Origin of the sequence: Cellulomonas sp. Leaf395, from assembly GCF_001424125.1 — a bacterium.
GTDB lineage: Bacteria > Actinomycetota > Actinomycetes > Actinomycetales > Cellulomonadaceae > Cellulomonas.
The window spans coordinates 200159-215202 of record NZ_LMQI01000003.1 but is presented as its reverse complement, the minus strand read 5'-3'; the positions used below and the strand labels follow the sequence as shown (position 1 = coordinate 215202).

The following is a 15044-nucleotide window of genomic DNA, read 5'->3' as shown; positions in this document are numbered from 1 at the left end:
CTTCAGCTCTTCAACAGGTTGATGTCGTCGACCGAGGCCGAGCGTCGGGTGCGGAAGATGGCCACGATGATCGCTAGCCCGACGACGACCTCGGCGGCGGCCACGACCATCACGAAGAACGCGAGCACCTGGCCCGTCAGGTCGCCGTGGATCCGCGCGAACGTCACGAGCATGAGGTTCGTGGCGTTGAGCATGAGCTCGACGCCCATGAACACGATGATCGCGTTCCTGCGCAGGAGGACCGTCGTCGCGCCGATCGAGAAGAGGATCGTCGAGAGGACGAGGTAGTGGGTCAGGCTCACGTGCGGTCCTCCTGTCCGACGACGCCGCCGGCGCCGGTCGACGGGCCGTCCTGGCCGGTGTCGGTCACGGCGGCGCCGAGCTCAGGGGCATTCACGGGCGCACCTTCCGGCGAGGCCTTCGGCGGCGGGTTGCCGCGCACTCCACGGACACTCGAGGCGCCGGCCAGGACGCGCTCGGTCCGCGCGGCGAACTCCTCCGCGTCGGCCTCCTGCCCGCGGATGCGCAGCACGCGCGGGACGGAGCTCTCGAGCGGCTGACCGTCCGGCCCCAGGGCCGGGACATCCATGGCGTTGTGCCGCGCGTACACACCCGGTGCCGGTAGCGGCGTGAGGGTCGCACCGGCCGCGACGCGGGCGTCGGCCCGCTCCTTCTGACCGACGCGCGGGGTGAGCCGCTGGCGGTGCGTCAGGACGAGTGCACCGAGCGCCGCCGTGACGAGCAGGGCGCCGACGACCTCGAACGCGAACACGTACTCGCCGAAGATGATGTGCGCGACCCCGGTCGGGTTGTTGTCCACCGCCTCGCCGCTCAGCCCGAACGGCTTGCCGTAGGTGGCACGCCCGACGACGCCGACGAGCACCGCCCCGAGCCCGATGCCCGCCACGAGCCCGATCCAGCGCTGCCCGCGGATGGTCTCCACCAGCGAGTCCGAGCTGTCGACGCCCACGAGCATGAGGACGAACAGGAACAGCATCATCACGGCGCCGGTGTAGACGACCACCTGGACGACCCCGAGGAACACCGCATCCTGCGCGACGTACAGGAACGCCAGCGAGATCATCACGACGACCACCGCGAGCGCGGCGTGGACCGCCTTCTTGGCGAACAGCAGCCCGAGCGCGGCGAGCACCATGATCGGCCCGAGCGTCCAGAACAGCACCGCCTCGGCGGTCGTAGTCTCCCCCGACTCCAGCAGGGTGGTCGCGAGCGGGCTCATCGGCTGCCCTGCTTCGTCGCCGCGGCCACGGTCGCCGCCATCATGGCCGCCGTCGGAGCCGGGACGTTCGCCGCCTCCAGGCCTGCGCCCCCGGGCAGCGTCGGGTCGTCGGGCCGGTGCTCGGCGACCCACGCGACCTGCGCCGGCGTGGAGCCGGTGACCTCGCCGCGGTAGTAGTCGGTGTCCGTCGAGCCCTCGACCATCGGGTGCGGCGCCTGGAGCATCCCGCTGCGCAGCGGGGCGAGCAGGTCCTGCTTCTCCCAGATCATCCCGGCGCGGGTCGGACCGGCCAGCTCGTACTCGTTGGTCATGGTCAGCGCGCGCGTCGGGCAGGCCTCGATGCACAGGCCGCAGAAGATGCAGCGCAGGTAGTTGATCTGGTAGACGCTGCCGTACCGCTCCCCCGGCGAGCGCTGGTTCTCCGGGGTGTTGTCCGCGCCCTCGACGTAGATCGCGTCCGCGGGGCACGCCCAGGCGCACAGCTCGCAGCCGATGCACTTCTCCAGGCCGTCCGCGTAGCGGTTGAGCTGGTGCCGGCCGTGGTATCGGGGCTTGGCCGGCACCTTCTCCGACGGGTACTGCTCGGTGACCGTCGGCCGGAACATGTTCGACAGCGTGACGCCGAACCCGCCGACCGGGGCGAGGAACTCCGAGACTGCGCCGCGCGGCTCGATGAGCGACGTGTAGCCCTCAGGCTCGGGCGCGGCGACCTCACCGCTGCGGGGACGCGGCGCGACGGCCTTCCCCTTCGCGGGCTGTGCGGGCCTGCCGGTGGCTGCCGCCGGCTTGCGGACGGGCTTGCGCTGGTCAGCCACCGTGCACCTCCTGGGTGACCTGGGGGGTCGTCTGGTTCTCGGCGTCCGCCTGCGCGGCCGCAGCGGTGTCCTCGGCACGACGCTTGCGCGGCGAGGGCGGGAGCACCTGCCCCGGCAGCGGCGGCACGGGGTAACCGCCCGCGTACGGGTCGTACACCTGGGGACCGGGTGGTCGCTTCGGCGCGGGCGGCTGCTTCTTCTCGGGGATCACGAACGAGATCACGAGCCCGGCCAGCACGAGACCGGCGAGCACGAACAGCACCGTGCGCAGGTCCAGGCCGGAGAACTGCCGCACGCCCTGCACCACGCCCACGGCGACCACCCAGACCAGGGCCGCCGGGATGAGCACCTTCCAGCCGATCTTCATGAACTGGTCGTACCGGAACCGCAGGACGGACCCGCGGATCCACACGAAGACGAACATGATGGCCCAGAGCTTGGCCAGGAACCACAGGACCGGCCACCAGCCCTCGTTGAACATGCCGTCGTTGATCGAGGAGATGGGCCAGGGGGCGCGCCAGCCGCCGAGGAACAGCGTGGTGGCGACGGCCGAGACGTTGAGCATGTTGATGTACTCGGCGAGGAAGAACCACGCGAACTTCATCGACGAGTACTCGGTCATGTACCCGGACACCAGCTCGCCCTCGGCCTCCGGGAGGTCGAACGGCAGGCGGTTGGTCTCCCCGACCATCGAGATGATGTAGATGACGAACGCCGGCAGCAGCGGCAGGAACCACCACACCGCCGTCTGCGACGTGACGATCTGCGAGGTCGACATCGAGCCGGCCAGGATGAAGACGCTGACCAGCGACAGGCCCATCGCCAGCTCGTAGGAGATGACCTGCGCGGTGGAGCGCACGGAGCCGAGCAGCGGGTACGTCGACCCGGAGGACCAGCCGCCGAGCACGATCCCGTACACCCCCACGGACGCGCAGGCGAGGATGTAGAGGACCGCCACCGGGAAGTCGGTCAGCTGGATCGGGGTGTTCACCCCGAACATGCTGACGTTCGGCCCGAACGGGATGACCGCGAACGTGAGGAGCGAGCAGAACACCGCGATCATCGGCGCGACGATGTACACCAGCTTGTCCGCCGCCTTGACCGTCATGTCCTCCTTGAACAGGAGCTTCATGGCGTCGGCGAGCGACTGGAGCAGGCCGAAGGGACCGTGCACGTTGGGGCCGGGACGCACCTGCATGCGTGCGACGACCTTGCGCTCGAACCAGATCGCGAACAGCACGCTGGTCAGCAGGAACACGACGATGGCGACGGCTTTGATCAGCCAGATCCACCACGTGTCCTCGCTGAAGTCGGCGGTGACGGGCGCGACCGCCTCGGTCAGGATCCTCATGAGCGGACCTCCACGTGTCGCGGTTGGGACGTGGAGCGCGACAGGCTCGCTGCGAGGTGCACCACGGCGCCCGCGTCGGCGCGCAGAGCATCGCGGACGCCGACGCCCGCGGCGTTCGTCGGGAGCCACACCACGTGGTCCGGCATGTCCGTGAGCACCGCGGGCAGCGTCAGCGTGCCCGCATCCGTCGACACGCTCAGGCTGCCACCGTCCTGCACCCCGACCGCCGCGGCCGTGGCGGCGGAGATGCGCGCGACCGGACGCTTGGCCGTACCGGCGAGGAACTGCTCACCCGACTGCAGGCGACCGGCGTCGAGCAGCTGGTGCCAGGTGGCCAGCACGGCCGACCCGGGTGCCACCGCCGGTGGTTCGGCGGCGGGCACGTCGGGGGCGCCGACGCGGGCACCGTCCCAGCCGCCGAGCTGGTCGAGCTCGGCGTGCACGGCGTCGAGCGTCTGCAGCCCCAGCTCCACCCCGAGGGCGTCGGCGAGCCGGTCGAGCACACGATGGTCCGCCATCGCGTGCGAGGACAGGGCCTGCGGGAACGGGCGCGGGCGCCCCTCCCACGTGACGAAGGTGCCGGCCTTCTCGGTGGGCGGGGCGACGGGGAGGACGACGTCCGCCCGATCGGTCACCTCGGACTGCCGGACCTCGAGCGAGACCAGGAACGAGACCCGGTCGAGCGCCTCGCGGGCCAGGGCCGGGTCGGGCAGGTCCGCCAGCTCGAGACCGCCGACGACGAGGCCCCCGAGCAGCCCGGCCTGCGCGGCGGCGAGGATCTCACCGGTCGGGCGACCCTGCTGGGCCGGCAGGTGCTCGACGCCCCAGGCGGCAGCCAGGTCGACGCGGGCCGCCGAGTCGGCGACCGGGCGACCGCCCGGCAGCAGCGACGGCAGCAGACCCGCCTCGACCGCGGAGCGCTCGCCGACGCGGCGCGGGACCCACGCGAGGCGGGCGCCGGTGCGCTGCGCGAGCCGCACCGCGGCCGAGAAGCCGCCGGTCACCCCGGCAAGGCGCTCGCCGACGAGCACGAGGGCGCCCGCGGAACCGAGCAGCTCAGCAGCGTCGGCCAAGGAGGGGTCGGTCCCGATGCCGTCGAGGATCTCCGCCTCGGTGCCCGGCGCCGCGGGCAGCAGCGTGCCGGACAACCGCTCGAGACCGCGGCTCGCCAGCGCGGCGACCGACAGCACCCGCAGCTTGCGCGACACGACGGCGTCCCGGAGCCGCAGGAACGCGATGCCCGCCTCCTCCTCGGCCTCCAGGCCGACGAGCAGCACGGCGGGTGCGCGGTCGAGGTCCGCGAACGTGACGTCCAGGGTGCGGCCGGCGACGTGGTGGGCGAGGAACGTCTCCTCCTCCGCCGAGTGCGGCCGCGCACGGCCGTCGACGTCGTTGGTGCCCAGCGCGACGCGGGCGAACTTGCCGTACGCGTACGCGTCCTCCAGCGTGAGGCGTCCGCCCGGGAGGACGGCGACGCCGGTCGCGGTGTCGCGCGGGTCGTCCGGCTGCTGCGCCGCCCGCAGGCCGGCGGCTGCGACGTCGAGCGCCTCCACCCAGCTGGCCGGCTCGAGCTCACCGTCCGCGTTCCGGACCAGCGGGGTCGTGATGCGGTCCGGCGCGGACTGCCACGTGAACGCGAACCGGTCCTTGTCGGTGATCCACTCCTGGTTGACCGTCGGGTCCTCCCCCGCCAGCCGGCGCAGCACGACGCCACGGCGGTGGTCGATGCGGATCGCCGACCCCTGCGAGTCGTGCTCGGCGATGCCGGGGGTGGAGACCAGGTCGAAGGGCCGCGACCGGAAGCGGTACGCCGCACTGGTCAGGGCGCCGACCGGGCAGATCTGCACGGTGTTGCCGGAGAAGTACGACGCGAACGGCCGACCCGACGTGTCCTCGGCAGCGGCGCCCACCGGGGCGTCACCCACGAACCCCAGCACCGACGGCTCGAACGTGCCGATCTGCTGGTTCGCCCCGCGCTTCTGCAGGTCGATGAAGACGTCACCGGCGATCTCCTCGGAGAACCGGGTGCAGCGCTGGCACAGGATGCAGCGCTCGCGGTCCAGCAGGATCTGTGTCGAGATCGCGATCGGCTTCGGGAACGTGCGCTTGACGTCGACGAAGCGGGTGCTGGCGCGGCCGTTGCTCATCGCCTGGTTCTGCAGGGGGCACTCGCCGCCCTTGTCGCACACCGGGCAGTCGAGCGGGTGGTTGATGAGCAGCAGCTCCATGACGCCGTGCTGGGCCTTGTCGGCCTCCGGCGACGTGTGCTGCGTCTTGACCTGCATGCCCGGCGTCGCCTCGAGGGTGCAGCTGGCCTGCGGCTTCGGCATCTTGGCGAGCTTGCCGTCGCGGCCGGGTGCCCAGACCTCGACCAGGCACTGACGGCAGGCGCCGGCCGGGGCGAGCAGCGGGTGGTCGCAGAACCGCGGGATCTGGATGCCCAGCTGCTCGGCGGCGCGGATGACGAGCGTGCCCTTGGGCACGGCGGTCTCGATGCCGTCGACGGTGAAGGTGACCGTCTCGCCCTCGGGCTCCACGGCAGGGACCGGCGCGGCCGGGACCAGGGAGGTCGTCGGCCCGGAGGACAGGATCGTCATGCGTGCACCCCAGCGAGCTCGTGCTTCGGCGTGTAGGAGAACAGCGAGCTGAGCTCCGGCGGGAACAGCACGTCCGCCGGCGTGTGCGTCCCGGCCTCGAACTCGGACCGGAAGTACTGCACGGCCGACGTGATCGGGCTGGTGGCACCGTCGCCGAGCGCGCAGAACGCCTTGCCCAGGATGTTGTCGCACAGGTCCAGCAGCAGGTCGACGTCTGCGAGCGTGCCCTGCCCCGCCTCGATCCGCTGGAGCACCTGCACCAGCCAGTACGTGCCCTCACGGCACGGGGTGCACTTGCCGCAGGACTCGTGCTTGTAGAACTCGGTCCACCGCGTCACCGCGCGCACCACCGAGGTGGTCTCGTCGAAGATCTGCAGCGCGCGCGTGCCGAGCATCGAGCCCGCCGCACCGACGGACTCGTAGTCGAGCGGGACGTCGAGGTGCTCCGCCGTGAAGATCGGCGTCGACGAGCCCCCGGGCGTCCAGAACTTCAGCTCGTGGCCCTCGCGGATGCCGCCGGCCATCTCGAGCAGCTCGCGCAGGGTGATGCCCAGCGGCGCCTCGTACTGCCCCGGCCGCGTCACGTGACCGGACAGGGAGAACAGCCCGTGCCCGGTGGACCGCTCGGTGCCCATCGACGTGAACCAGTCCGCGCCGCCGACGACGATGCCCGGCACCGAGGCGATCGACTCGACGTTGTTCACCACGGTCGGCCGCGCGTACAGCCCGGCGACGGCGGGGAACGGGGGCTTGAGCCGCGGCTGGCCACGCAGCCCCTCGAGCGAGTCGAGCAGCGCCGTCTCCTCGCCGCAGATGTACGCACCGGCACCGGCGTGCAGCGTGATCTCCAGGTCGAAGCCCGAGCCCAGGATGTCGGTGCCCAGGTAGCCGGCGGCGCGGGCCTCCTCGATGGCGTTCAGGAGGCGGCGGTAGACGTGCAGGACCTCGCCGCGCACGTAGAGGAACGCGTGGTGGCAGCCGATCGCGTAGCTCGTGATGATCATGCCCTCGATCAGGTGCTGCGGGCTGGCCATCATGATCGGGATGTCCTTGCAGGTCCCCGGCTCGGACTCGTCCGCGTTGATGACCAGGTAGCGGGGTCCGCCGTCGGGGGCGGGCAGGAAGCCCCACTTCATTCCCGTGGGGAACCCTGCTCCCCCGCGTCCGCGCAGGCCCGAGTCCTTGACCATGGTGACGACGTCGGCGGCGGGCATGCCCAGGGCACGACGCAGGCCGCGGTACCCGCCCGCGCGCTCGTACGACGCGAGCGACCACGAACGGTCGGCGTCCCACGTGTCCGTCAGGACCGGGGTGAGCGGCGTCGCCATCAGGACTCCTTCGCGTCGTCGGTGGACTGCTTCTTCTGCTCGGCGGTCGGCGAGACGTCGGCCGGCGTGGTGGCGGGACGCTGGGCGCTCGACTGCTCGCCGCCGACCTTCGGCTCGGTGGCACCGGCCGGCGCTGCCGTCGTCGTCGCGCCCGGGAAGTCCGGTGCCGTCCAGCCCTCGGCGCGCGCCAGCTCGACACCGCGCAGCGTGGGCACACCGGCGCCGACGCCCTCGTCGGCGCGCCCGTCCCCGAAGCCGGCCAGCACGCGGGACATCTCCTTGAACGAGCAGACGCTGTCCGCCCCGCGCGTCGGGACGACAGGCTTGCCGGCGGCGAGGTCGTCGGCGATCTGACGGGCGCTGTCCGGCGTCTGGTTGTCGAAGAACTCCCAGTTGACCATCACGACCGGTGCGTAGTCGCAGGCCGCGTTGCACTCGACGCGCTCGAGGGTGATGACCCCGTCGTCGGTGGTCTCGTCGTGGCCGACGCCCAGGTGGTCGGAGAGGTCCTCCCAGATGGCGTCGCCGCCCATGATCGCGCAGAGCGTGTTGGTGCAGACACCCACCGTGTAGGTGCCGTTCGGGTGCCGCTTGTACTGCGTGTAGAACGTGGCGACCGCGGACACCTCGGCGGTGGTCAGGCCCAGGTGCGCCGCACAGAACGCGATCCCGCGCGGGCTCACGTAGCCGTCCTCGGACTGCACCAGGTGCAGCATCGGCAGGAGGGCGGAGCGCGCCTGCGGGTAGCGGGCGACGATGACGTCCGAGTCGGCGGTGAGGCGCGCGTGCGTCTCCGCGTCGTACGACGTCCTGTGCGTTCGAGGCGTCTCGATCGACATCAGCGGTCCACCCCTCCCAGCACCGGGTCGAGGGACGCGACGGCGACGACGACGTCAGCCACCTGCCCGCCCTCGCACATGATCGACGTCGCCTGCAGGTTGTTGAACGACGGGTCCCGGAAGTGCGCGCGGTACGGCCGCGTCCCCCCGTCGGACACCAGGTGCACGCCCAGCTCGCCGCGGGGGTGCTCCACCGTCTGGAACACCTGGCCGGCCGGCACGCGGAAGCCCTCGGTGACCAGCTTGAAGTGGTGGATCAGGGCTTCCATCGAGGTGCCCATGATCTCCCGGATGTGGTCCAGCGAGTTGCCCATGCCGTCCGAGCCGATGGCCATCTGCGCAGGCCAGGCGACCTTCTTGTCCGCGACCATGACCGGGCCAGGACCCATCTTCTGCAGGCGGTCCAGGGTCTGCTCGATGATCTTCATCGACTGGTAGCACTCCTCGACCCGGAGCACGAGGCGCCCCCAGGAGTCTGCCGTCTCGGCGACCGGAACCTCGAAGTCGTACGTCTCGTACCCGCAGTACGGGTTGGCCTTGCGCACGTCGTACGGGAGGCCCGCCGACCGCAGCACCGGTCCCGTGACACCGAGCGCCATGCAGCCGGTCAGGCTGAGGTAGCCGACGTCCTTGAGGCGCAGGTGCAGGATCGGGTTGGCCATCATGAGGTCTTCGAGCTGCTTGAAGTAGTGCCGCACCGACACCAGGGCCTCGCGCACGTTGTCGATGGCACCCGGCGGGATGTCCTGCGCGACGCCGCCCGGGCGGATGTACGCGTGGTTCATGCGCAGGCCGGTGATCAGCTCGAAGATCCTGAGGATCTCCTCGCGGGCGGTGAAGCCCACGGTCATGATCGTCGTGGCGCCCAGCTCGTTGCCGCCGGTGGCCAGGCAGACGAGGTGCGACGAGATCCGGTTGAGCTCCATCATGAGCACCCGGATGACCGTGGCCCGCTCCGGCACGCCGTCCGTGATGCCCAGCAGCTTCTCCACGGCCAGGCAGTACGCGGCCTCCTGGAACAGGGGCGCCACGTAGTCCATGCGGGTGCAGAAGGTCACGCCCTGGGTCCAGGTGCGGAACTCCATGTTCTTCTCGATGCCGGTGTGCAGGTAGCCGATGCCCGCGCGGGCCTCGGTCACCGTCTCGCCGTCGATCTCGAGCATCAGCCGGAGCACCCCGTGGGTCGACGGGTGCTGCGGGCCCATGTTGACGACGATCCGCTCCTCGCCGAGGCGGGCGGCCTCCTCGGCGATCTCGGACCAGTCGCCGCCGGACGCCTCGAAGGACGGGACACCCTCGGTGTCGGCGTCGACGACCCTCGGCGTGGCGTGGGGTGTCTGGGTGGTCATCGGTACGACCTCCGCTGGTCCGGGGGCGGGATGGTGGCGCCCTTGTACTCGACCGGGATCCCCCCGAGGGGGTAGTCCTTGCGCTGCGGGTGGCCCGGCCAGTCGTCGGGCATCTCGATGCGAGCAAGGGCGGGGTGACCGTCGAAGATCATCCCGAAGAAGTCGTAGGTCTCGCGCTCGTGCCAGTCGTTGGTCGGGTACACCGAGACCGTCGACGGCAGGTGGGGGTCGGCGTCGGGGACCGCGACCTCGAGCCGCAGCCGGCGCGAGTGCGTCACCGAGACCAGGTGGTAGACGGCGTGCAGCTCGCGGCCGGCGTCGTGCGGGTAGTGCACCCCCGAGACACCCAGGCTCAGCTCGAACCGCAGGTCCTGGTCGTCCCGCAGCACCTGCGACACCTCGACGATGTGCTCGCGCGCGACGTGCAGCGTGAGCTCCTCGCGGTCCACGACCACGGACTCCACCGCGGCAGCGAACGTCGTGCCCGACTCGTCGAGCACCTCGATGAGGATGTCCACGACCTCGTCGAACCAGCCGCCGTACGGGCGCTCGCCCGGGCCGGGGAGCGCGATCGCGGTGACCAGTCCGCCGTAGCCCGACGTGTCGCCGGTTCCGGAGGCGCCGAACATGCCGCGCCGGACGTCGACGACGTCGATCAGGGGACGCCCGTCGGCGGGGATGTTCTGGGCGCCGGCCTCGAGCGCGGCCTCGCTGGTCGCCTGCGCCTCCGTCGTGGCCTCGCCCGGCTTGACGGCAGCGGCCGCGTCGGTCTTCTCGTCGCTCATCGCAGGAGTCCTGTCATGTGCGACGTCGGGGTCGCGGCCATCGCCGCGGCCTCGGCCGCCGCCGCCGCCTCCTTGCGGTTGGCGCCGAGCGGCTCGTTCTGGATCTGCTCGTGCAGCGCGAGGATCGCGTTGATCAGCATCTCGGGCCGGGGCGGGCAGCCGGGCAGGTAGATGTCGACCGGGACGATGTGGTCCACGCCCTGCACGATGGCGTAGTTGTTGAACATGCCGCCGGAGCTGGCGCAGACGCCCATCGAGAGGACCCACTTGGGGTCGGACATCTGGTCGTAGACCTGCCGCACCACGGGGGCCATCTTCTGGCTGACGCGTCCGGCGACGATCATGAGGTCCGCCTGGCGCGGCGACGCACGGAACACCTCCATGCCGAACCGCGAGAGGTCGTAGCGGGGGGCGCCCGCCGACATCATCTCGATGGCGCAGCAGGCCAGGCCGAACGTGACCGGCCACAGCGATCCCTTGCGGAAGTACCCGACCAGGTCCTCGACGGTCGTCAGGAGGAACCCGGACGGTGCTTCTTCGATGCCCATCTCAGATCTCCAGCCTTGCGTAGACGCAGACGCTCATCAGTCCCACTCGAACCCGCCGCGCTTCCACTCATACACGAACGGGACGGTGATCAGGACCAGGAACCCGATCATCGCGACGAGGCCGAAGAGGGCCAGGTCGGCGAAGCTCACTGCCCACGGGTAGAGGAACACCACCTCGATGTCGAAGATGATGAAGGTCATCGCGACGAGGTAGTACTTGATCGGGAAGCGGCCGCCGCCGATGGCGTGCGGGGTGGGCTCGATGCCGCACTCGTACGCCTCGAGCTTCGCGCGGTTGTACCGCTGGGGGCCGAGGACCAGGCTCGCGCCGACGCCACCGAGGGCGAGGACAGCGGCGATGCCCATCAGGAAGAGCAGCGGGACGTACGGGTTGTCCATCGCGCGTCACTCCACTTCGTCGTGGTCGGGGGTCATGCTGCGGGCGCGATCCGGGCCAGCCCGGCGATCACCCGGTCCACCAGGTCACCGCCCTTCGGCTCGTAACAGTCGGACAGGAGCTTGAGCACGAACTTCATGACCAGCGGCCGAGGCAGCCCGTAGCGCGTGCACACCCGCATGACCTCAGGGTGCTCGATCAGCCGCACGAACACCCGCCCGAGCGTGTAGTAGCCGCCCAGGTCATCCTTCATGCGGCGCTCGTACGTGGCGAACGCGCGCTCGCGCCCGGCGGCGGTGCCGCGCGCGAGGCCCTGGGCGATCGCGTCGGCGGCGACGCGTCCCGCCTGGAGGCCGTAGGCGATGCCCTCGCCGTTGAACGGGCTGATCATCCCGGCGGAGTCGCCCGCGAGCAGCAGGCCGTTGCCGTACAGCGGCCCACGGTTGAAGCCCATCGGCAGCGCGGCACCCTTGACGGGCCCCGTCTGGTTGTCAGGCGTGAACTCCCACTCGGCGGGCGCGTTCTCCATCCAGGTGGCGAACAGCTTCTTGTAGTCGACCTTCGTCGCTGCGGCCGTCGAGGCCACGGACCCGAGGCCCACGTTCGCCGTGCCGTCGCCGAGGGAGAAGATCCAGCCGTACCCCGGCATCAGGTTGTTGTCGCCGTCGCGGAGCTCGAGGTGGCTCTCCATCCACGGGTCGTCGTGCCGCGGGGTGCGGAAGTAGGTGCGGACGGCGACGCCCATGGGGCGGTCCATGCGCTTCTCCAGCCCCATCCCCGTGGCGAGCCGGGCGGAGACCCCGTCGGCCGCGATGACCACAGGCGCGCGGTACGTGACAGTGTCGCCGTCGACCTTCGCGTGCACGCCGACGACGCGTCCCGAGCGCTCGTCGCGCACCGGGCCCGTCACCGTGGTCCGCTCCTGCAGCTTGGCGCCGGCGGCCCGCGCATGGTCCGCGAGCGTGTGGTCGAGGGACATCCGCGACTTCGCGAGCCCGTACGACGGGTAGCTGGACAGCTCCGGCCACGCGAGCTCGAGGCGGTGACCGCCCCCGATCACCCGCAGGCCGACGTTGCGGATCCAGCCGTCCTGCTCACGGATGGGCAGACCCATCCGCACCAGCTCGGCGACCGCGCGCGGGGTCAGACCGTCGCCGCAGACCTTGTCCCGGGGGAACTCCGACTTCTCCAGGAGCAGCACGTCCAGGCCCGCCGAGGCGCAGTAGAACGCGGCGGCAGACCCAGCCGGGCCCGCGCCGACGACGATGACGTCTGCGTCATCGTGCGTAGCTCCCACCACCAGCAACCCCACTTGTGACGTTGTTCACGTACTTCCCTGGCGAGTGTAACGAGCGCCTCATGGGCTGTCTGCGAAGGCATTCCTAACCTCGCGGAAGAAGGTGAAGAACGGCGTGTGATCTGCCGGTCTACCGCGCGATCGGGCTGGGCTGCGCGCCCCGGCCGAGTGCCGTCGACGCCCATTGTTCACCAGGACGGGCACATCCGCGCAGGTGAGGGGAAGTGGGCAGGGGACACCGACGACGGGCGCGCCGGACGACGCATCCGCCTCAGGCTTCGGGCTTGGTCCCCCGGTGCAGGGCGACGACGCCACCGGAGAGGTTGCGGTAGGCCACGTGCTCCCAGCCCGCGTGCTTGATGAGCATGCCCAGCGCGTGCTGGTCCGGCCACTCGCGGATCGACTCGGCCAGGTACACGTACGCGTCCGGCTCCTTGGAGACCGCGCGCGCGACGGGCGGCAGCGCACGCATCAGGTAGTTCTCGTAGACCGCCCGGAACGGCTTGAACGTGGGCCGGGAGAACTCGCACACCACCAACCGACCCCCGGGCCTGGTGACCCGCAGCAGCTCGTCGAGGGCGGCGTCGACGTCGTTGACGTTGCGCAGCCCGAACGACATCGTCACCGCGTCGAACGACGCGTCGGCGAACGGCAGGTGCAGGGCGTCACCCGCGACGAACGCGAGGTCCGGCCGGCGGCGCTTGCCGACGTCGAGCATCCCGACGGACAGGTCGCACGCGACCACCTGCACCCCCGCGTCCGCCATCGGCTCGGCCGACGTGCCGGTGCCGGCGGCGAGGTCGAGCACCGTCTCCCCGGGCTGGGCGTCGAGCGCCTTGAGCGTCGCCTTGCGCCACGAACGGTCCTGGCCGAGCGAGATGACGTCGTTGGTGCGGTCGTAGCGGTGGGCCAGGGAGTCGAACATGGCGGCGACGTCCTGGGGGTCCTTGTCGAGGGAGGCACGGGACATGTGTCCATCGTCGCAGGTCCGCAGCGCGTCTTCGACAGGGCGGACCCGGCGGCGAGGCCTACGCTGGAGCCGATGAGCACGCAGACCTCCGCCCCCGCGGACGCGGTCCCGCACCCGCTCGTGGTCCGTACGGTCGCGCTGGACGCGCTCGACGACCCGGGCGCAGCCACGACCGCGGACCTTCTGGACCCTCACGACCCCCTGGATCTGCTCGGCCTCCTGCCGTCGCAGGCGCCGCTCGCCTGGGTCCGGCGCGGCGACGGTCTGGTGGCGTGGGGCGAGACGTTGCGCGTGGAGGTCGGTGGCGCCCATCGGTTCGCCGACGCGGAGAAGGCGTGGCAGGACGTCCTCGCCCGGGCGATCGTCCGCGACGAGGTCCAGCTGCCCGGCACCGGTCCGGTGGCGTTCGGGTCGTTCGCGTTCGACGACGGCTCCGCCGCCGGTGGCGTGATCGTCGTCCCGAAGGTCGTGGTCGGCCGCCGTGGCGGACGCACGTGGCTGACGACGATCACCACGGGTGCCCGGCTGCACGCCGCACCTCGGCTGGCGGACGTCGTCGGCCCCCGCGTGCCACCCGTCGACCCTGGCGCTGTCGTCTACTCCGACGGCGCCGTCAGCGCGGACGGCTGGCGCGACGTCGTCGCCCACGGCATCGCCGCCATCAAGGCCGGCGACGTGGAGAAGGTCGTGCTCGCGCGCGACGTGCACGCCCAGGCCGAGCACCCCGTCGACGCGCGCTGGGCCCTCGAACGGCTCGCGGTGGAGTACCCGTCGTGCTGGACGTTCAGCGTCGACGGCATGGTGGGCGCGACCCCGGAGCTGCTGGTCCGGTCGGAGAAGGGCCTGGTCACCTCGCGCGTCCTCGCCGGGACCATCCGGCGCACCGGCGACGACGCGGCGGACCTGGCCCGGGCGGCGATCCTGGCGCACTCGTCGAAGGACCTCGAGGAGCACGAGTACGCGGTCACGTCCGTAGCTCACGCGCTGGAACCGTTCTGCTCCTCGACCAACGTTCCCGACGTCCCGTTCGTGCTGCACCTGCCGAACGTGCTGCACCTGGCGTCCGACGTCACGGGCGTGCTCACCGCGCCCGGCGGTGACGCCGCGCACCCGTCGTCGCTCGCGCTGGCCGCCGCGCTGCACCCGACGGCCGCGGTGTGCGGCACGCCGACCGTGGCGGCCCGTGAGCTCATCCGCAGCATCGAGGGCATGGACCGTGCCCGGTACGCCGGGCCGGTGGGCTGGTTCGGGGCCGACGGCGACGGCGAGTGGGGCATCGCCCTGCGGTCTGCGGCGATCGACCCCGACGACCCACGGCGGGTCCGGCTGTTCGCCGGCTGCGGCGTCGTCGCCGCGTCCGACCCGCCCGCCGAGCTGGCGGAGTCCGAGGCCAAGCTCGTCCCCATGCGGTACGCACTCGGCCGGGACACCAGCCGAAGCTGACATCCCGGCCGAGGGCCGTGCCCGACCCGCAGGGGAGGCGCGCGGGACGGCGTGCGGTCCGAGTCGGACCGCGGGGCGCGGCTCG

At 71.4% G+C, this 15044-nt stretch carries 14 protein-coding genes; 1 reads left to right on the top strand and 13 read right to left on the bottom strand.

Annotated features, from left to right (window positions below; translation table 11 throughout):
• Positions 1–2 precede the first annotated feature (2 nt).
• The 13 genes from nuoK to ASG23_RS08735 form a co-directional block, all read right to left on the bottom strand.
• Entirely contained in the window at positions 3–302 is a 300-nt protein-coding gene (nuoK, locus tag ASG23_RS08795) for an NADH-quinone oxidoreductase subunit NuoK (RefSeq protein ID WP_055912062.1), read from the bottom strand.
• Positions 299–1240: an NADH-quinone oxidoreductase subunit J gene (locus tag ASG23_RS08790; protein ID WP_056023275.1), complete on the bottom strand. Its 942-nt coding sequence runs from the start codon at positions 1238–1240 to the stop codon at positions 299–301. Before ASG23_RS08790 ends, nuoK begins: the two co-directional genes overlap by 4 nt.
• Complete coding sequence (gene nuoI, locus ASG23_RS08785) at positions 1237–2055, bottom strand: NADH-quinone oxidoreductase subunit NuoI (RefSeq protein WP_082516011.1); 819 nt, start codon at positions 2053–2055, stop codon at positions 1237–1239. The genes ASG23_RS08790 and nuoI overlap by 4 nt, the downstream gene beginning before the upstream one ends.
• Positions 2048–3406, bottom strand: a complete 1359-nt coding sequence (nuoH, locus tag ASG23_RS08780; protein ID WP_056023272.1) for an NADH-quinone oxidoreductase subunit NuoH — start codon at positions 3404–3406, stop codon at positions 2048–2050. Before nuoH ends, nuoI begins: the two co-directional genes overlap by 8 nt.
• Complete coding sequence (locus tag ASG23_RS08775; protein ID WP_056023269.1) at positions 3403–6003, bottom strand: NADH-quinone oxidoreductase subunit G; 2601 nt, start codon at positions 6001–6003, stop codon at positions 3403–3405. The genes nuoH and ASG23_RS08775 overlap by 4 nt, the downstream gene beginning before the upstream one ends.
• Positions 6000–7331 (bottom strand): NADH-quinone oxidoreductase subunit NuoF, encoded by a 1332-nt coding sequence (nuoF, locus tag ASG23_RS08770; RefSeq protein ID WP_056023266.1) that lies wholly within the window; start codon positions 7329–7331, stop codon positions 6000–6002. Before nuoF ends, ASG23_RS08775 begins: the two co-directional genes overlap by 4 nt.
• Positions 7331–8170, bottom strand: a complete 840-nt coding sequence (gene nuoE / locus ASG23_RS08765; protein WP_056023264.1) for an NADH-quinone oxidoreductase subunit NuoE — start codon at positions 8168–8170, stop codon at positions 7331–7333. Before nuoE ends, nuoF begins: the two co-directional genes overlap by 1 nt.
• On the bottom strand, positions 8170–9519 hold the full coding sequence (locus tag ASG23_RS08760; RefSeq protein WP_056023262.1) for an NADH-quinone oxidoreductase subunit D: 1350 nt from the start codon (positions 9517–9519) through the stop codon (positions 8170–8172). The genes nuoE and ASG23_RS08760 overlap by 1 nt, the downstream gene beginning before the upstream one ends.
• Positions 9516–10304: an NADH-quinone oxidoreductase subunit C gene (locus ASG23_RS08755; protein ID WP_056023259.1), complete on the bottom strand. Its 789-nt coding sequence runs from the start codon at positions 10302–10304 to the stop codon at positions 9516–9518. Before ASG23_RS08755 ends, ASG23_RS08760 begins: the two co-directional genes overlap by 4 nt.
• On the bottom strand, positions 10301–10852 hold the full coding sequence (locus ASG23_RS08750) for a NuoB/complex I 20 kDa subunit family protein (protein WP_056023257.1): 552 nt from the start codon (positions 10850–10852) through the stop codon (positions 10301–10303). Before ASG23_RS08750 ends, ASG23_RS08755 begins: the two co-directional genes overlap by 4 nt.
• A 36-nt stretch (positions 10853–10888) precedes the next feature.
• Positions 10889–11251 (bottom strand): NADH-quinone oxidoreductase subunit A, encoded by a 363-nt coding sequence (locus tag ASG23_RS08745; protein WP_056023254.1) that lies wholly within the window; start codon positions 11249–11251, stop codon positions 10889–10891.
• Between the two features lie 32 nt (positions 11252–11283).
• Complete coding sequence (locus tag ASG23_RS08740) at positions 11284–12549, bottom strand: geranylgeranyl reductase family protein (protein ID WP_056024475.1); 1266 nt, start codon at positions 12547–12549, stop codon at positions 11284–11286.
• Between the two features lie 268 nt (positions 12550–12817).
• A complete protein-coding gene (locus ASG23_RS08735) occupies positions 12818–13516 on the bottom strand; it encodes a demethylmenaquinone methyltransferase (protein ID WP_056023251.1) in 699 nt (232 codons plus the stop codon).
• 72 nt (positions 13517–13588) lie between these two features.
• Here ASG23_RS08735 and ASG23_RS08730 point away from each other — a divergent pair, with 72 nt between their 5' ends.
• Positions 13589–14959 carry an isochorismate synthase gene (locus tag ASG23_RS08730; protein ID WP_056024472.1) on the top strand — a complete coding sequence of 457 codons (1371 nt, stop codon included), beginning with the start codon at positions 13589–13591 and terminating at the stop codon, positions 14957–14959.
• Positions 14960–15044: the final 85 nt, after the last annotated feature.